Source organism: Amycolatopsis sp. CA-230715, assembly GCF_018736145.1.
In the GTDB taxonomy this organism is placed as follows: Bacteria; Actinomycetota; Actinomycetes; order Mycobacteriales; family Pseudonocardiaceae; genus Amycolatopsis.
The window spans coordinates 324,733-341,628 of the sequence record NZ_CP059997.1 but is presented as its reverse complement, the minus strand read 5'-3'; the positions used below and the strand labels follow the sequence as shown (position 1 = coordinate 341,628).

The window sequence follows — 16,896 nt, the reverse complement described above, 5'->3', positions numbered from 1 at the left end:
CGTGTCTTACTGGTCTTGGCCCTGGCCGCGTTCGCGCGCAGCCAGGGCCTCGTGGAGACGTAGTTTCTGGATGGTCACGGCGTCGACGCTGGCTCCCGCGGCGACCGAGTGCACGATGCCGTTGTACACCAGATCCCACAAGTTGTGGTTGACACGCAAGGTTCCGAGGTCCACCTGGACGTCGTGCCCATGTCGATCATGGAAGATCACTTCACCGTCTTTGTCCCAACTCTTTCCCAGCCGGACAGAGGTCAGTTCGTAGGTTTTGACGAGGACGGTGTCCTTCATGAACCAGTCTGCGCCGGCGGCAAGGCGGGTGGCCTTCCCGCCGAGCCACACCATGAACAGTCCGGCAATAGCCAGGAATAGCCATATCTGCCAATGAGTCGCCCACCCGAAGGCCGTGGAGTCAGCGGTGAGGGCTCCTCGAACAGTCAAGAAGCACATGACCAAGACGACGGCAACGCCAAACAATCCCTGTTTGTCCCGAACGTCGGTGTAGGTCCATTCCAACGGCGGCCCCTCACCTGCTGGCTGTGGGACTTTCTTGGGGTGCCATGGTTTCGCTTTCTCATAGCTGGGTTTGGCGACCGGCGCCTTGGGAGGGCGTGGTTCGCCGCTTTGTCGGTCCGGCATTGGCGGGAGGTCGTTGGCGGTAGCCATCACGTGGTCACATCGGGCCTGGGTCGCTGGGGCCTTGCATGCGCCCCGTGTAGCCAGATCCGGGTGCCACCACGTACTCATGCCCGGCGGCGTTGTCCCAAATGGCGCCGACGCCGATGCCGGTGCCAGTGCCGACGACGGCGCCAAGGACCGCGCCTACCGGCCCACCGACCAACATGCCCGCGGCTGTTCCAGCCAGCAGCCCGGAGCCATTCGTGGTAATGCTCTTGGCTACGTTCTTACCGTCGATTGCGTCCATGGCTACGGTGGCACCTGAGAACAACAACCCGACGCCAGAGACCTTCGAGAACACGGCGGGGGCTTTCGAGAGAAAAGGTCGCACCTTTGTGATGTCCCCGAGCTTGGCCTGAATCGACGTTTGAACCCATTTCGGGAGGCGTTCTGCCCAGGTGCCGAGTCTGCTGGTGTCGGCTTGGGCTGTGGTCACCCCGGCGCGCGCTTCGGAGACCAAGGACAGCAGCAGGTTCTTCGCTTGAGTAGAAGCGCCGTGCGTAGCGTCCTTCGCCACTGCCGACGCACCGGCGGCGATGTCGGTGAAGGACGCGGCGGTGGTGCGCCAGGTGTCCTGCCGGGACAGGAAACCTGATGCCAGTCCGATCAGGAAGTTGGAGACGGTCATCGGCGGGCGGGGTGCGATCGTGTTGACGATGTCCATGATCCGCGTCTGCGAATCCTGTTCCATGGTGCGGGCTTCAGCGACCATCGCCGTGCATTGCGCGTAGGCGGAGGCTTTGTGGGTCCAGTCCATGGAGGCGGTCAACTCGGCGCGTTTGGCGTCTTGATCGGCATTGGTGTCGTTCGGCAAGAACGGCCGCGGTTCCGGCGGAGGCGGACCGGGATCGCCGATCTCGGTGTCGGTGACCGGCAGGCCCGCCTTGGTGGCGACGTCGCGGGCATCGCCGATCCGGCGCAGTACCGCATCGACGTCATCGGCATGGCCACGCACCTGGTGAGCCGCACCTTGATAGGCGTTCATCAGGGCCGTGCCGTCCAGGTTCATCTGGTAGGCCGTGGCGCGAAACCCTTCGCCGGCCTCACCCTGCCAAGGTTGCGACACGGTGCGGGCGCTCATCGCGTCCGCCCTCGCGTTGCCCGTGCTACCCGCGATCTGCTGGAAGTAGTCAGCGAACGCCCGCATGCTGCCGGGGTCGGCGTCCACATGGATATCGAGTCCCATTTCCGTCCCCCTACGCGGTGCCCGGTGGCACCGGTCCCGGATTCCAACCCGGTTTCTCATACTCCGGCCGCAGGTTTCGTTTCACGTTGTCGTCGACCTGGGCGTATGACTCGCCCGCAGTCTTCACCGCCTGCGCGGCGCCGCCGAACTGGCTCATCAACTTCTCCGATTCCCCGGCCAGCTCCGCTCCCAGTGCGGCGAACACGGCCGTCAACCGGCCGGCCTTGACCGGGGGCGGCGGGGTGCTCGGTGCCCGCAACGAGTCGGCTCCCGTGCTCAAATGCGCCGAGATGGCACTGATCGTGGCCTCGTCGGCTCGGAATCCTTTCCCGCTCATTTCCCCTCCGTGCTGTCCTGGTCCCCGACGCGAACTCCGTCGTCCGTGTACTCACCCCGTTGGTGCATCGCCGGATGCAGGATCGCGTCCCACAGCACGTCGTCCGCACCTGCCGCGTGCTGAAGCGCTTGGATCGCACCGGCCACGACCGTCACATACGGTTGCGCCGTTCCACAGCCCTGCGCGAACGCCTCGGCCGAGGAGTACACCAACATCACCCGGCGGCCGTCGTCCAACTCGCGCAGAACGAGTGCGGGAACCTCGTCGCCGCGCATGGCGTGCGCGGTCGGTGTCCACACCACGGTCGGGGCCTGCTCGTCGTCGGTGCCGAAGGTTTCAGGCTCGATCGTCGGCGGCGTGACCGCTGGTCCCAGCGACGCCCGCGATTCAGCGGACGCGTCTGGGCGTGGTTGTCCCGGACGCACTGTTCTCCCCAATAGCCTTTACGCCTGCCTCCCGACGCTGACGGTAGCCGGGCGGATGCGGGGAGTCGACCATATCGGAGACGCTGTTTGCGAAAGGGAATCAGGTGCGGTGGCGGGCCGGGCGGCGCACCTGCGGTGGCAGCTGGGCGCTGAGGCTCATGCCTGCCAGGGGCGGGCGTCGTTGGACGGGTCGGTCCTGGCCAGTTCGGCGTCCAGTTCGTCGCAGCGCATCGCGGCCGCCTCGGCGCTCGGGAGGCCGAGCCGGTCCGCGATCTGCTGCCACGACCAGCCCTGGTCGCGGGCCTGGCGGATGAAGGTCGGCTCGGACTGGTTCACGATCCGCCGCGCGCGCACGATTTCCAGTGCCCACGCGCCGAGGATGCCGTCGGGGACTTCCTCGGCGCGGTACGAGGCCATCGCCAGCCCGGTCAGCGGGGCCGTTTCCATCAGCACGGCGGCGCCGTGCTGATCGGAGAGCCAATCGTCGATCACAGGGTTGCGCGATTCACCGCTCATGTCCCCGAATCATAGGGTTCACCCACGAAGCGGTTCCGGCGCGGGCGGGCCGACGTAGCGGGCGGCCGGGCGGATCATCTTCGGGTCCTCCGCCTGTTCCAGTACGTTCGCGCACCAGCCGATCACCCTGCTCACCGCGAAGGTCGGGGTGAACATGCTCCTCGGGATCCCGCAGCGCTCCATCACCACGCCCGCGTAGAACTCGACGTTCGCGTGCAGTTCGCGGCCGGGCTTCTCCTCGGCGAGGATCTCCACCACGCGGCGCTCCACGGTCGCCGCGAACTCGGCGAGGTCACCGCCGAGCCCGAGCGCGATGTCCCGCAGCATCAGCGAACGCGGGTCCTCGGTGCGGTAGACCGCGTGCCCGAATCCCATGATCTTCTCGCCAGAGCGGACCTTTCCCCGCACCCAGCCGTCGATCCGGTCCGGGGTGCCGATCTCGTCGATGCTCGCCAGCGCGCGATCGGGCGCGCCGCCGTGCAGCGGCCCCGAAAACGCGCCGATCGCGGCCGCGATCGCGGACACCACGTCGGCACCGGTGGAGGCCACCACGCGCGCGGTGAAGGTCGACGCGTTGAACCCGTGGTCGATCGTGGCGACCAGGTAGTGCTCGAGCGCGCTCGCCTTCGCCGGGTCCGGTTCCTCGCCGGTCACGAGGTACAGCCAGTTCGCCGCGGCCGACAGCTCGGCCCGCGGTTCGAGCGGCTCTTCGCCGTGGCGGATCCGGTGCAGCGCGGCGAGAATCGTCGGCGTCACGGCGCACACCAGCATCGCGTCCGCCTTGCGCCGGGCCGGATCGGCGTCCCACAGCGGCGGGAGCCCGCGCGCGGCCGCCAGCAGCGACAACGCGGTGCGCAGGCCCGCGAGCGGGTTGAACGCGTCCCCGGCGAGCGCGATATTCGGCAGTGCGGCGCGCACCTCGTCGGGCAGGTGCCGCAGCGGCGCGACCTCTCGGACGAACTCGGCGCGTTCCGCCTCGCTGGGCAGCCTTCCTTCGAGGAAGAAGAACCAGACGTCCTCGAACGTCTTCGACTTCGCGAGGTCGATCGCGGAGTACTGGCGGTAGTGGTAAAAGCCTTCACGGCCGCGCACGTCGCCCAGTTCGGTGGTGGTGACGACGACGTTGCGGAGTCCTGGTGGGACCTCGACCGGCCCGTCCACGGTGACTGACATCGGTACCTCCTCGAGTGTGGCTCCAGATTCGAACCATCGATCGAGTATTGTCAATGTCGATCGAGTCGATGTGAACGACGAAAGCGCAGGTCGTGGCCACCTCCAGTGACGAGCGTTACCTGACCACCGCCGAGGTCGCGCGCCGCCTCGGCGTCAAGGCGGAAACCGTCTACACCTACGTCAGCCGCGGCTTGCTCACCAGCGTCCGCGCGAAGGGACGGCGCGGCAGCCTGTTCCCGCTCGGCGAGGTCGACCGGCTCGCCGAGCGGGGGAGCGAGGGGCACCAGCCCTCCGGCTCGGTCGAACGCATCCGCACCAGGCTGACCAGGATCGACGGCGACGAACTCGCCTACCGAGGGCACCGCGTGCGAGAACTGGTGGGAGCACACGGTTTCGAAGCCGTGGTGAGTCTGCTGTGGACGGAAGAGCTGGCGGCACGGCCGCCGTTCCCCGCGCCGGCGGACGAGGTCGCGCTGGCGCGGGCGGTGGGTGCGGCGCTGCCGAAAACGGCGTCGCTGACCGACCGGCTCCGGGTGGCGGTGGCCGCGCTCGGCTCGGCGGACCCGCTGCGCTTCGACGTCTCGGCCGAGGCGGTGACGGCCGCGGCCGGACCGCTGCTCGGGGTCCTCGTGGACGCGCTCCCCGGCGAGACCGCGTCCGGCACGCTCGCGGAACGGTTGTGGCCCAAGGTTTCCGCGCATTCCCCGCGACCGGAGCTGCTCGACGCCGTGCTGGTACTGCTCGCCGATCACGGGCTCGCGGTGTCCACGATCGCGGCCCGCGTGGCGGCGAGCGCCCGCGCGAACCTGTACGCGGTGGTGTCGGCGGGGCTGGGCGCCGTGGACGGGCCGTACCACGGCGCCGCGAGCACGCTCGCGTACCGGTTCCTCGGCGAGGCCATGCGCGATCCGATCGGCGCGCTGTCGGAGTACCTGCGCGCGGGCGGCGTGCCGGGGTTCGGCCACCGCGTGTACCAGCGCCGGGACCCGCGCGCGGAAGTCCTTTTCGGACTGTTGGGCGACGCGCCGGTGCTCGAAACCGTCGAGATCGTCTCGCGGGAGCTGGCGAAACGGGGTGGTGCGTTCCCGAACGTCGACCTCGCGTTGGCCGCGGTGCTGCACACCCACGGCATGGCCGCCGAAGCGGGCGAGGCGATCTTCGCGATCGCGCGCATCGCGGGCTGGACCGCGCACGCGCTCGAAGAGTACGCCGAACCGCGCCTGCGCTTCCGCCCGCTCGGCGTCTACACCGGACCGTCCTAGTAGGAGTACTCCCAGCCGGTTTCGCCGTAGCCTTGGAGGATCAGGATCCCGTGCGGCGCCGTGGTTTCCACGTCGACCGTGCCCTGCGCGCGCTGGTTGGGGCCGATGCTGGGCGGTAGCACGCCGGAGATGTCGGCGCAGGAGCCGCCCATCGAGTTCACGGTGACGCCGTCGGAGCCGATCGTCTTGACCCCGTACGGGCTCAGCACCGCGCCGAGGTCGCGGTTCGCCGCCTCGTCCGGCCCGGTCGTGACCCGCACGTGCAGCACGACCGAATGCTTGCCCGCCGGGCGCTTCGGCATGTACTTGCCGCACTTCGGGTCGATGTCGATCTTGTCGACGACGAACTTCGCGGAGCCGATCGCCACCTCGTCACCGAGTTTCTTCGGCACGTTCCCGCGTTCGTTGGCGTCCGGGTTCCTCGGCTTCGACGGGACGGCCGGGAGCGAGGGCATCGCCGGGACGGTGGGCATGTCCGATGCCGTCGGCGGCCGCGGCCGCGTCGAAAACGCGGGCGGGTTCGGCGCGGTGAGCCGGTCGAGGTCGTTCTTGAGCTTGTCGAGCCGCTCGGTCCACTGCGCTTGCAGGATCAGCCCGACCACCACGCCCGCGATCGCCAGCACGAGCCCTGCCGCCGACATCACGCGGTGCGCCCCGAAGAGCCCGGCCACCCCGAAGGCGATCCCGATGAACCCGGCGACGACGGTCACGTTGTTCAGGATCGGGATCGGGCTGCCCGAGGCGGAGATGATGCCGAGCACGAGCGCGGTGATCGCCAGCCCGATCAGCTCGCGGCGCGCCACGGGCGGCGGTGGGCCAGGGGCGGGTGGCGGCGGGAACGCAGCGAACGCCGAAGGCTGTGACACGGATTCTCCCCATGCTGAAACGGCCGGGGGGTTTGTCCCGTCCGGCACCTGCTAGTCGGGAATCACCCGTTCGGCGTTACCGAGAGGTCACGGCAGCAGGCGTCGCAGCGCGTCGGCGAACTGGGCGGGGTTGCGCTGCGGGGCGAGGTGCGCGCCGGGCAGCTCCGCGAACGGGAGGCCGAGTTCGAGCGCCAGCACGCGGGCGGGGGAGTAGTGGAAGTGGCCCCTGCTGCCCTCGCCCGCGGCGAGCGTGACGTCCACCCACGACTTCCGCAGCGCCGGGAGATCCGGCAGGTAGTGGTAGAACTCCAGGAGCTCGCGGTCGAACAGCAGCGCCCATTCCGCTTCGTTCGGCAGCCGGACAGCGCGGAGATCGGGCAGCGCGGCGCCGGCGATCGTGCTCACGAACCGCGTGAACGCGCCCAGCACGTCACCGGAGCGCGCCAGCTTCACCTGCGCCTCGGCGTCGGCGAACCAGTCCTCCGCGTCCGGCAGCAGGCCCACCACCGGCGGTTCGTGGGCGATCAGCGCGGACACCGTTTCCGGGTAGCGCGCCGCGAGGTCGAGCGCGATCACCGCGCCCGCGCTGCTGCCGAACACGGTGACCTCGCCGAACCCGAAGTAGTCGATCACCGCGCGCGCGTCGGCGGCGTGCCTTGCCACCGGGATCGGGCCGGTCGAGTCGTCGGTGCTGCGGAAGTGGCCGCGCCGGTCGTAGGTCAGCACGGTGTGGTCGGCGCTCAGCCGCTTCGCGAGCGCGCGGTAGGAGTCCGCCGCGCCGAGCCCGCCGGGGACCAGCAGCAGCGGCGCGCCGTCACCCTGCTGGCGAACGTGCAGCTCCGCGTCCTCGACAACGCAGGCACCCGTCGACACGTCGGAGTTCATGCGCAGAGTCAAGCACAGTCGTGCGCACCGCCGAGTCCCTGGATGATCGACTTCGCGTCCGCGGCAACGCTTTCCACCACTTCGCGCACCGTCGGCAGGTCGTCGAGCAGGCCGACGACCTGACCGGAGGCGAGCACGCCCGCGCCGGTGTCGCCGTCGACGAGCCCGGCCCGCAGCAGCATCGGGGTGTTCGCCGCCATCACCACCTGTGCCAGCGACCGCTCGCCGCCGCGGCGCATCGCGAGGCCTTCGCGCGCCAGCGCGCGCCACGAAACCCCGGTCAGCGCCCGGAACCGGACCGCGTTGCGCACCGCGCGGAGCAACCCGGTGGCGGATCCCGACCGTTCGAGCGAGTCGACGAGCTCGGTGCGCAGCACCCGGTGCGGAAGGCCGTCGACCTTCCTCGTCACCACGGTGTCGGTGAGCCCGCGGGCGAGGTACGCGCGTTTCACCGCCTCGGGCACGGTGCTCTCGGCGGTGAGCAGGAACCGGGTGCCCATCGCGATCCCGGCCGCGCCGTAGGCGAGCGCGGCGGCGAGCCCGCGCCCGTCGAAGAAGCCGCCCGCGGCCACCACCGGGATGTCCACCGCGTCCAGCACCGACGGCAGCAGCAGCGTGGTCGCCACGCCGCCGGTGTGCCCGCCGCCCTCGCCGCCCTGCACGATGACGGCGTCCGCGCCCCAGCCCGCGACCTTCTCGGCGTGCCGGGCGGCGCCGACGGACGGGATCACCACCACCCCGGCGTCCTTCAGCCGCGCGATCATCTCCTTGCGCGGCGCCAGCGCGAACGAGGCCACCCGCACGCCTTCGCGGATGAGCAGCGCGACCCGGTCCTCCGCGTCGTCGGCGTCGGCGCGCAGGTTCACCCCGAACGGCCGGGACGTGCGCGCCCGGGTTTCCGTGATCGCGCGGGCCAGTTCGTCGTAGGTCATCGTCGCCGACGCGAGGATGCCCAGTGCGCCCGCTTCGGCCGTCGCGGCGACGAGGCGGGGCCCGGCGACCCAGCCCATCCCGGTCTGCACGATCGGGTGCGCGACCCCGGTCAGTTCGGTCAGTGTGGTCTTCATCCCTTGTCCCGCAAGGATTCCGGGTCGAGCACCGTCCGGATGAGACGCAGCTCCTCGTCATCGGGAACGCGGGTTTCGCCGGTGCCGCCGGTGTCGAGTTCGAACGAGGTCGCCGCGCGCACCTCCTCGACGGTGACGCCGGGATGCACCGACACCAGGCTCGCCCGGTCGCCGAAGGCGAGCACGCCGAGGTTCGTCACCACGCGGTGCACGTCGTGGAAGCGGCCTGCCCCGGCCGCGATCGCGCGGGCGCGGCCGACCCCGGACACCACGTCCACCTCGTCGACGAACACCCTCGTGCTGTGCCGCGGCACCCAGTAGCTGGTGCGGTGGTTGACGGTGTTGCCCGGCCCGCCTCGCACCCCGAGCAGTTGCTTGCGCGGTTTGCCGTGCGGCCCGATCGCGGAGATGTTCTGGTTGCCGTGCCGGTCGATCTGGTTCGCGCCCATCACCACGTGCCGCTTGCCGCCGGGCACCACGGTGTCGAGCACCTTGCGGAACGGCTGCCAGCCTTCGGTCACCCCGTTCTCGTCCAGCAGGTACGCCTCACCGTCGGAGAGCAGCAGATCCGGGGCGAAGGTCAGGCGCGCCAGCTTCGCGCCCAGCGAGGGGATCAGCCCCATCGGGCTCGCCACGATCTCGCCGTTGTCGCGGAAGAGATCGGCGCACGCGGCCACCGCGACCTCCATGCGTGTCACGCTCATGCCGCCTCCTCGGTGAATTTCCGTACCGCTTCCTGGTAATCCGCTTCCGTACCACTGAGGAACCGGTCCACGAACCCCGGCCAGGCATCGGGATCCTTCGCGGATTCGGCGTAGTGGCGCTGGAACCGCTCGTCCCGGCCGTAGTCCGGCACGGCGGTGGTGAAATGCGCGCCGTGCGGTGTTTCCGCGACGCCGTGCACGCTCGCCCTGTTCAGCAGCAGGCTCTGCACGGGCGCGGTTTCGGTCAGCTTCGCGGTTTCCACGACCCGTTCCACCGACACGAAGCACCGGTCCGCGGCCAGCGCGAACAGATCGTCGAAGTACGGGTCGGGGCCGAGGTACTGCGCGTTGCCGCGCGCGTCCGCCCGGTTGAGGTGCAGCAGCGCGACGTCGAGCTTCAGCGCGGGGACGGCGAGCAGCTCTTCGCCGTCGGCAGGGTCGCTGTACGGGGACCGGACGGTTTTCAAGCCGGGGTTGAAGGTCAGCACGTCCGAGCCGAGCCCCGCGCGCGTCGGCAGGAACGGAAGCCGTTGCGCCGCAGCGGAAAGACCGGTGCCGAGCACGCCTTCGTCGTACTCCGTCACGGCGATCTCGCCGCCCTCGCGCACGCGGCAGAACCACGGGTCGTAGGCGATCGAATCGAGGGTCACGAACCCGAACACGAGCCTGCGGATCCGGCCGGCCGAGGCCAGCAGCCCGACATCCGGCCCGCCGTAGGACACCACGGTCAGGTCGCGGACTCCGCTGCGCAGGATCGCCCTGACCAGTGCCATCGGCTTGCGCCGCGAGCCCCAGCCGCCGATCCCGACGGTCATCCCGTCGCGCAGCTCGGCCGCGATCTCGTCCGGGGTGGTCCGCTTGTCCGCCATCACGCTCCCTTGCCTTCGTCCACGAAACGCCTTCGTGCTTCGTCGGAAGCACCGGTCAGGTTCAGCTCGAAGGTGAACCCCTGCTCGTACCGGTAGCTCCGGTGCACCGGCTGCGGGTCGATGCCGTTGATCGCCAGCTTCGCCGCCCTGATCACGCGCGTGTCCTTGGCCGCGATGCGGTGCGCGAGCGCCAGCGCGGCCTCGTCGAGCGACTCGGGCGGCACCACCTGGTACACCGAACCGTGGTGGTGCAGCTGGTGCGCGTCGATCGTGCTGGCCGTGTAGTACAGCGCGCGCATCAGGTGCTGCGGGACGAGCCGCGCGAGGTGCGTCGCGGCACCGAGCGCGCCCCGGTCGACCTCCGGCAGCCCGAAGGTCGCGTTGTCGGCGGCCAGCACCACGTCCGCGTTGCCGACGAGCCCGATCCCGCCGCCGAGGCAGAAGCCCTGCACCGCCGCGATCACCGGCACCGGGCAGTCGTACACGGCGGAAAAGGCGGCCGCGCAGCCCCGATTCGCGCCGACGAGCTTGTCGTACCCGCTGTCGCGCTGGATCTCCTTGATGTCCACGCCCGCGTTGAAGCCGCGGCCCTCCGCGCGCAGGACCACCACGTGGCACGCGGTGTCCCGGCCCGCCGCCGTCACCTCGTTCGCGATGTCGAACCAGCCGCGCACGGGGAGCGCGTTGACCGGTGGCTCGTCGACGGTGATCACGGCGACGCCGGGCTCGGGGTACTTCGTGGTGACCGGCATGCGGCACCCCTTCCGCTTCCAAACCTAGCACTTGCTTGGTACGTTAGCAGGGTGCCCGGCACCGGGTACAGGTTCGCGAGGAGGTGCGCCGGGTGGCTCTCGATATCCGGCTCGACGGCTCGGTCGTCCTGGTCACCGGTGGAGTCCGCGGCGTCGGCGCCGGGATAGCGCGCGCGTTCCTCGCCGCGGGGTCCTCAGTGGTGGTCTGCGCGCGGCACGAACCGCGCGAACCCGTTGCGGTGGACGGGAAATCCGCCGATTTTCTGCCCTGCGACGTGCGGGAACCCGAGCAGGTCTCCCGTCTCGTCGACGAGGTTTCCGAGCGCCACGGCAGGCTCGACGTGCTCGTGAACAACGCGGGCGGTGCGCCGTTCGCGGAGGCCGCGAGCGCGTCGCCCCGGTTCCACGACCGCGTCGTCGCGCTCAACCTCCTGGCGCCGCTGACGCTCGCGCGCTACGCGAACACCGTGATGCAGGGCCAGGATTCGGGTGGCGCGATCGTGAACGTGGGCAGTGTCAGCGGTGCGAGACCGTCGCCGGGCACGGCGTCCTACGGCGCGGCGAAGGCGGGGCTGGTGAGCCTCACCGGCAGCCTCGCCGTCGAGTGGGCGCCGAAGGTCCGCGTGAACGCGCTCGAGGTCGGCATGGTGCGGACCGAACAGGCCGAACTGCACTACGGCGACGAGGCCGGGATCGCCGCGGTCGGCGCGACCGTCCCGTTGGGACGGTTGGCGGAACCGGACGAGATCGGCGCGTGCGCGGTGTTCCTGGCTTCACCGCTGGCTTCCTACGTCAGCGGCGCGACGATGGCGGTGCACGGCGGCGGCGAGGTGCCCGCGTTCCAGCGGGCGAGCACAGCGGCGTGGAAGGGGAAGTGAGTGAACGGGATCGTGGACGGCAGGGTCGTCGTGGTGACCGGCGCGGGCCGGGGCATCGGGCGGGCGCACGCGCTGGCCTTCGCGCGCGAGGGCGCGCTGGTCGTGGTGAACGACATCGGCACCGGGCTCGACGGTGACGGCGGCTCCGGCGGCCCCGCCGCGGAGGTGGTCGCCGAGATCGAGGCCGGCGGCGGGCGCGCGGTGGCGAACACCGACGACGTCGCGGACTGGGACGGCGCGGGCAGGCTCGTGCGGACCGCGATCGACCGCTTCGGCGGGCTCGACGTGCTGGTCAACAACGCCGGTTTCCTGCGAGACCGGATGCTGGTCAACCTCGGCGAGGACGAATGGGACGCGGTGGTCCGCGTGCACCTCAAGGGGCACTTCGCGCCGATGCGGCACGCGGCCGCGTACTGGCGCGCCGAGCACAAGGCGGGCAGGCCGCGGGCGGCGCGGGTGGTCAACACGAGTTCCGGCGCCGGGTTGCTGGGCAGCATCGGGCAGGGGAACTACTCGGCGGCCAAGGCGGGGATCGCCGGGCTCACCCTGGTGGCTGCGGCCGAGTTCGCGCGGTACGGGGTGACGGTCAACGCCATCGCGCCCGCCGCGCGGACCAGGATGACCGAGGGCGCGTTCGCCGCCGAGATGGCCGCGCCGGAGGACGGGTTCGACGCGATGGCACCGGAAAACGTGTCGCCGCTGGTGGTCTGGCTCGGCAGCGAGGAGTCCGCGCCGGTCACCGGCCGGGTGTTCGAAGTGGACGGTGGCAGGGTGTCGCTCGCGCAGGCGTGGCGCCACGGCCCGGAAAAGGACAAGGGTGCTCGCTGGGAGCCGGGTGAGCTCGGCCCGGTGGTGGCGGGGCTCATCGCCGAGGCACCGTCCCCCGAACCGGTTTACGGCGCCTGATCGTCGAACCGGCGCCGCGCGGCTTCGATCGCGCCGAGGTGCTTGCGCGTCCACGCGCACATCCCGTTGACCGTCGCGCGCAGTTCCTGGCCCGGTTCGGTGAGGTGGTAGTCGACGCGCGGCGGCACCGTGGGGTACACGGTCCGGTGCACCAGCCCGTCGCGTTCGAGCCCGCGCAACGTCTGCGTGAGCATCTTGTGGCTGATGCCGCCGACGCCCGCCCGCAGCTCGGTGAACCGCAGGGTGTCCTCGGCGAGCACGTTGATGATCAGCAGCGCCCACTTGTTGGCCACGCCCGAGAAGATCTCGCGGGCGAGCGAATCGGCGCGCGTCACATCGCCGTCGTCGCCCGTGCGCCTGAGCTGCTCGGTTTCCACGAGGTTCCCCTCTCACCGGAAAGTGCGTCCTTCCCGGCCGCAGTGTAGTTCCTTACGGTTCCCGGGTAACCAGAAGAGAGCACGGGAGCACGCATGACCATCTTGAAGACCTACGCGCGGCTGTGGGCGGACGACCTCGACGGAACCCTGCCCGTCCTGCGGGAACTGACCGGGGAGGAGCCGCACCTGCGCCTGGCGTTCGAGCGTGTCGAACTGGGCGCGATCGGCGATTTCCTCGTGATCGCGGGCCCGGCCGCCGAACGCGCGAAGTACGCGCACGCGTCCGCGACCGTTCTCGTGGACGATCTCGACGAAGCCGAAGCGACCCTCGAAGCCTCCGGCGCGACGATCACGACGGCCAAGACCGCGGGGCCGACGGGACGCTTCCTCTACGCCCGCCACGCGGGCGGCGCGGAGGCGGAGTACGTCGAGTGGACCCCCGATCTCGTCCGGCGCATCCTGGGCTGACGCCCCGGAATTGTCGGTGCCCGGTGGGAAAATACGGGCATGGCGGTCAGTTGGGAGAAGTTCGAGACAGCGGCGCCGGATCTGGCGCACGCGGTGCGGGCGTGCTTCGCCGCGGCGGAGACGCACGTGCTGGCCACCCTGCGGCGGGACGGGTCGCCGCGGGTCAGCGGGACGGAGGTGGACTTCACCGGTGCCGAGCTGGTGCTCGGGTCGATGCACGGCGCGGTGAAGGCGAGGGACCTGCGGCGGGACGGCAGGTTCGCGGTGCACGCGAACCCGGGTGCGGAGCTGGGCGACGGCGACGTGAAGGTGGCCGGGGTGGCGGTCGAGGTCACCGACCCGGCGGAAGTGGCGCGGCTGCAAGGGAATTCGGACCCGTGCCACGTGTTCCTGCTGCGGCTGACCGAGGCCGTGCACACCTCGGTGGCCGGCGAGTCGATCGTGATCGACACCTGGCGCGAAGGGCTGCCCCGGGTCCGGTTCGAACGGAAGAACACCGGGGAAGTGGTGCGCACGGAGATCTGAGAGTCACAGCCGTTCGATGATGGTGCCGGTGGACAGCGCGCCACCGGCGCACATCGTGACCAGCGCGGTGCTCGCGTCGCGGCGTTCGAGTTCGTGCAGGGCGGTGGTGAGCAGGCGCGCCCCGGTGCTGCCCACCGGGTGCCCGAGCGCGATGGCGCCGCCGTTGACGTTGACCAGCTCCGGGTCGGGCTCGTGCACCCGCTGCCAGGACAGCACGACCGACGCGAACGCCTCGTTCACCTCGAACAGGTCGAGATCGCCCATCGCCAGGCCGCTGCGGGCGAGCACGCGCTCGGTGGCCTGCACCGGTCCGTCGAGGTGGTAGAAGGGTTCGGCGCCGACGAGCGCCTGGGCGAGGATGCGCGCCCGCGGCCGCAGCCCGAGCGCGCGGGCGCGGTCGGCGTCCATCACGAGCACGGCGGAAGCGCCGTCGGAGATCTGCGACGACGTGCCCGCGGTGTGCACGCCGCCGTCGAGCACCGGCTTCAACCGGGCCAGACCGTCCACAGTGGTCTCGCGAAGGCCCTGGTCCCGGGTCACCAGCCGGGTCTCGCCGGTCGGTGTGCCGTCCTCGGCGAGCACGGGTGCCTTCACCGGTGCCACCTCCCGGTCGAAGTGCCCCGCCGCCCACGCGGCGGCGGCCTTGCGCTGGGAGTCCGCCCCGAACGCGTCGACGTCGGCGCGGGTGATCCCGCGGCGTTCGGCGATCCGTTCGGCGGCGCCGTACTGGTTCGGCATGTCGATGGCCCACGAATCCGGCCGCGGGGCGCCCGCCTCGGTGCCGCGGTTCGCGCCGAGCGGGACGCGGCTCATCGCTTCGATGCCGCAGGCGATCCCGCAGTCGATCGCGCCCGCCGCGATGAGCCCGGCGACGAGATGGGTGGCCTGCTGGGCGGATCCGCACTGCGCGTCGATCGTGGTGGCGCCGGTGCCCTCGGGCAGCCCGGCGTGCAGCCACGCGGTCCGGCTGATGTTGCCCGCCTGCTCGCCCGCCTGCGTGACGCTGCCGCCGATCACCTGCTCGACCACCGCCGGGTCGAGCGCCGCGCGGTCGAGGAGCGCGCGGTAGGCCGCGCCGAGGATCTCCGCGGCGTGCAGGCCGGAGAGCCAGCCGCGGCGCTTGCCGATCGGGGTGCGGACCGCCTCGACGATGACGGGATTGCCCACGCGCGTCTCCTTCTCTCCCCGGTGTCCCCGGTACGTCCTGTCACCGCAAAACTAGAACATGTTTCTGTTTGATGCAAGGATCGCCGAGGTCAACCGCCATTCGGTGACGGTCGGGTCAGGTCTGCTCTACCAGGAGTTTCCGGCTCCTGATCGAGCAAGTAAACAGGTTTCACTGAAAGCCGTTTACTGAGTTAACGCCGTATGCTCTAATCAGGGATAGAACGCGTTCCAGGCAGGACTTCCACCGTTGCCAGCCCGCCAGTCGATCGCAGGAGGTGGCCGTGGCCACACCGCTCATCCCCGCCGGGTTCGATTTCACCGATCCCGATCTCTACGCCACCAGGATGCCGCTGGAGGAGTTCGCCGCCCTGCGCAAGACCGCGCCGGTGTGGTGGAACCCCCAGCCGCACAACCTCGCCGGGTTCGGTGACGAGGGGTACTGGGTGGTCACCCGGCTCGAAGACGTGAAGGCGGTGTCCCGCGACAGCCAGCTGTTCTCCTCGCACGAGAAGACCGCGATCATCCGGTTCGACGAGTCGATGACCGAGGAAGGGCTGAACGCGAACCGCCTGGTGCTGCTCAACAAGGACGCGCCGCACCACACGAAGCTGCGCCGGATCGTGTCGAAGGGGTTCACGCCGAGGGCGATCGGCAGGCTCGAAGACGCGCTGCGCGAGCGGGCGGCGCGCATCGTCTCGGAGGCGAAGAAGAAGGGGACGGGCGACTTCGTCACCGACGTCGCGTGCGAGCTGCCGCTGCAGGCGATCGCCGAGCTGCTCGGCATCCCGCAGGAGGACCGGATGAAGATCTTCGACTGGTCCAACCAGATGGTCGCCTACGAAGACCCCGAGTACGAGGTCGAGCCGGTGGCCGCGTCCGCCGAACTGGTGGGCTACGCGTGGAACATGGCGGAAGAGCGCCGCAAGTGCCCGATGGACGACATCGTCACGAAGCTGGTGCAGGCCGACGTCGACGGCGAGTCGCTGGCCTCGGACGAGTTCGGGTTCTTCGTCATCCTGCTTTCGGTGGCGGGCAACGAAACCACGCGCAACGCGATCACGCACGGGATGAAGGCGTTCCTCGACCACCCCGACCAGTGGGAGCTCTACCGCCGCGAACGCCCGAAGACCGCGCCGGACGAGATCGTCCGCTGGGCCACGCCGGTGGTCGCGTTCCAGCGCACCGCGACCGCGGACACCGAGCTCGGCGGGCAGCGCATCCGCAAGGGCGACCGGGTCGGCATGTTCTACAGCTCGGCGAACTTCGACCCCGAGGTCTTCGACGCACCGGAGCGGTTCGACATCCTGCGCGAGGACAACCCGCACGTCGGGTTCGGCGGCACCGGCTCGCACTACTGCATCGGCGCGAACCTGGCACGCCTGGAGATCGACCTCATGTTCAACGCGATCGCCGACGAGATGCCCGATATCGCCGAGGTCGAGCCGCCGGTGCGGCTGCGGTCGAGCTGGCTCAACGGCATCAAGCACTACCCGGTCCGCTACGCCTGAGAGAGCGCGAAAACGCGGTGTCGGGGGAGGAAACCCCGCCACCGCGTTTTTCGTCACGGCACGTAGACGACCAGCGTGAACCAGCCGGGGTAGTACCGGTTGTCGCAGGTGAAGTTCGTCCACTGGCCGCTGAGCAGGCCCTGGTACCCGGCCGCCTGGCAGTCGCCAAGGAGCGTCCAGTTGCCCATGATGAGCCAGCTCTGCGGGGACGCGACGGCTTCGGCGCTCGCGGGCGCGGCAGCGGTCGTTTCGGACGCGGACGCGGTGGCGCCGATGCCGAGCATCGCGAGCGCCGCCGCCCCGGTGATGAGCGCGGATCGCAGCAGTGTGCGCACGGGTGGTTCCTTCCC

The 16,896-nt window shown here is 70.3% G+C and carries 21 protein-coding genes; 6 read left to right on the top strand and 15 right to left on the bottom strand.

What is annotated here, in order from left to right:
- Positions 1–6: 6 nt before the first annotated feature.
- The 6 genes from HUW46_RS01590 to HUW46_RS01565 form a co-directional block, all read right to left on the bottom strand.
- Positions 7–663, bottom strand: coding sequence for a hypothetical protein (locus HUW46_RS01590; protein WP_215545563.1), 657 nt, complete (start codon positions 661–663; stop codon positions 7–9).
- A 7-nt stretch (positions 664–670) separates the two neighbouring features.
- Entirely contained in the window at positions 671–1,861 is a 1,191-nt protein-coding gene (locus HUW46_RS01585; protein ID WP_215545562.1) for a WXG100 family type VII secretion target, read from the bottom strand.
- A gap of 10 nt (positions 1,862–1,871) precedes the next feature.
- The gene (locus HUW46_RS01580) at positions 1,872–2,198 is read right to left on the bottom strand and encodes a hypothetical protein (RefSeq protein WP_215545561.1); all 327 of its coding nucleotides are present in this window, start codon (positions 2,196–2,198) and stop codon (positions 1,872–1,874) included.
- Complete coding sequence (locus HUW46_RS01575; protein WP_215545560.1) at positions 2,195–2,623, bottom strand: SAV_915 family protein; 429 nt, start codon at positions 2,621–2,623, stop codon at positions 2,195–2,197. The genes HUW46_RS01580 and HUW46_RS01575 overlap by 4 nt, the downstream gene beginning before the upstream one ends.
- Before the next feature lie 156 nt (positions 2,624–2,779).
- Positions 2,780–3,139 carry a hypothetical protein gene (locus HUW46_RS01570; RefSeq protein WP_215545559.1) on the bottom strand — a complete coding sequence of 120 codons (360 nt, stop codon included), beginning with the start codon at positions 3,137–3,139 and terminating at the stop codon, positions 2,780–2,782.
- 18 nt (positions 3,140–3,157) lie between these two features.
- Entirely contained in the window at positions 3,158–4,312 is a 1,155-nt protein-coding gene (locus tag HUW46_RS01565) for a citrate/2-methylcitrate synthase (RefSeq protein WP_215545558.1), read from the bottom strand.
- 92 nt (positions 4,313–4,404) lie between these two features.
- Here HUW46_RS01565 and HUW46_RS01560 point away from each other — a divergent pair, with 92 nt between their 5' ends.
- Positions 4,405–5,574, top strand: a complete 1,170-nt coding sequence (locus tag HUW46_RS01560; RefSeq protein ID WP_215545557.1) for a citrate/2-methylcitrate synthase — start codon at positions 4,405–4,407, stop codon at positions 5,572–5,574.
- On the opposite strand, the gene HUW46_RS01555 is transcribed toward HUW46_RS01560, so the two are convergent.
- The 6 genes from HUW46_RS01555 to HUW46_RS01530 form a co-directional block, all read right to left on the bottom strand.
- Entirely contained in the window at positions 5,571–6,440 is an 870-nt protein-coding gene (locus HUW46_RS01555) for a hypothetical protein (RefSeq protein ID WP_215545556.1), read from the bottom strand. The genes HUW46_RS01560 and HUW46_RS01555 overlap by 4 nt on opposite strands.
- A gap of 87 nt (positions 6,441–6,527) precedes the next feature.
- Entirely contained in the window at positions 6,528–7,325 is a 798-nt protein-coding gene (locus tag HUW46_RS01550) for an alpha/beta fold hydrolase (RefSeq protein WP_215545555.1), read from the bottom strand.
- A gap of 8 nt (positions 7,326–7,333) precedes the next feature.
- A complete protein-coding gene (locus HUW46_RS01545) occupies positions 7,334–8,392 on the bottom strand; it encodes an NAD(P)H-dependent flavin oxidoreductase (RefSeq protein WP_215545554.1) in 1,059 nt (352 codons plus the stop codon).
- Complete coding sequence (locus HUW46_RS01540) at positions 8,389–9,096, bottom strand: CoA-transferase subunit beta (RefSeq protein WP_215545553.1); 708 nt, start codon at positions 9,094–9,096, stop codon at positions 8,389–8,391. The genes HUW46_RS01545 and HUW46_RS01540 overlap by 4 nt, the downstream gene beginning before the upstream one ends.
- Positions 9,093–9,965: a CoA transferase subunit A gene (locus HUW46_RS01535; protein WP_215545552.1), complete on the bottom strand. Its 873-nt coding sequence runs from the start codon at positions 9,963–9,965 to the stop codon at positions 9,093–9,095. The genes HUW46_RS01540 and HUW46_RS01535 overlap by 4 nt, the downstream gene beginning before the upstream one ends.
- Positions 9,965–10,717, bottom strand: coding sequence for an enoyl-CoA hydratase family protein (locus HUW46_RS01530; RefSeq protein WP_215545551.1), 753 nt, complete (start codon positions 10,715–10,717; stop codon positions 9,965–9,967). Before HUW46_RS01530 ends, HUW46_RS01535 begins: the two co-directional genes overlap by 1 nt.
- A gap of 92 nt (positions 10,718–10,809) precedes the next feature.
- Here HUW46_RS01530 and HUW46_RS01525 point away from each other — a divergent pair, with 92 nt between their 5' ends.
- Both HUW46_RS01525 and HUW46_RS01520 read left to right on the top strand, forming a co-directional pair.
- Positions 10,810–11,595 (top strand): SDR family oxidoreductase, encoded by a 786-nt coding sequence (locus HUW46_RS01525; RefSeq protein WP_215545550.1) that lies wholly within the window; start codon positions 10,810–10,812, stop codon positions 11,593–11,595.
- A complete protein-coding gene (locus tag HUW46_RS01520) occupies positions 11,596–12,501 on the top strand; it encodes an SDR family oxidoreductase (protein ID WP_215545549.1) in 906 nt (301 codons plus the stop codon).
- Here HUW46_RS01520 and HUW46_RS01515 read toward each other — a convergent pair.
- Positions 12,489–12,878 (bottom strand): winged helix-turn-helix transcriptional regulator, encoded by a 390-nt coding sequence (locus tag HUW46_RS01515; RefSeq protein ID WP_215545548.1) that lies wholly within the window; start codon positions 12,876–12,878, stop codon positions 12,489–12,491. The two genes, HUW46_RS01520 and HUW46_RS01515, sit on opposite strands and share 13 nt — an antisense overlap.
- 93 nt (positions 12,879–12,971) lie before the next feature.
- Here HUW46_RS01515 and HUW46_RS01510 point away from each other — a divergent pair, with 93 nt between their 5' ends.
- A complete protein-coding gene (locus HUW46_RS01510; protein ID WP_215545547.1) occupies positions 12,972–13,346 on the top strand; it encodes a VOC family protein in 375 nt (124 codons plus the stop codon).
- A 39-nt stretch (positions 13,347–13,385) separates the two neighbouring features.
- Positions 13,386–13,871, top strand: coding sequence for a pyridoxamine 5'-phosphate oxidase family protein (locus HUW46_RS01505; RefSeq protein ID WP_215545546.1), 486 nt, complete (start codon positions 13,386–13,388; stop codon positions 13,869–13,871).
- Positions 13,872–13,874: 3 nt separating this feature from the next.
- Here the strand turns inward: HUW46_RS01505 and HUW46_RS01500 are convergent, their stop codons facing one another.
- Positions 13,875–15,038, bottom strand: coding sequence for a steroid 3-ketoacyl-CoA thiolase (locus HUW46_RS01500; RefSeq protein WP_215545545.1), 1,164 nt, complete (start codon positions 15,036–15,038; stop codon positions 13,875–13,877).
- A 281-nt stretch (positions 15,039–15,319) separates the two neighbouring features.
- Here HUW46_RS01500 and HUW46_RS01495 point away from each other — a divergent pair, with 281 nt between their 5' ends.
- The gene (locus HUW46_RS01495; protein ID WP_215545544.1) at positions 15,320–16,546 is read left to right on the top strand and encodes a cytochrome P450; all 1,227 of its coding nucleotides are present in this window, start codon (positions 15,320–15,322) and stop codon (positions 16,544–16,546) included.
- Between the two features lie 53 nt (positions 16,547–16,599).
- Here HUW46_RS01495 and HUW46_RS01490 read toward each other — a convergent pair whose 3' ends face one another.
- A complete protein-coding gene (locus tag HUW46_RS01490) occupies positions 16,600–16,881 on the bottom strand; it encodes a hypothetical protein (RefSeq protein ID WP_215545543.1) in 282 nt (93 codons plus the stop codon).
- Positions 16,882–16,896 lie beyond the last annotated feature (15 nt).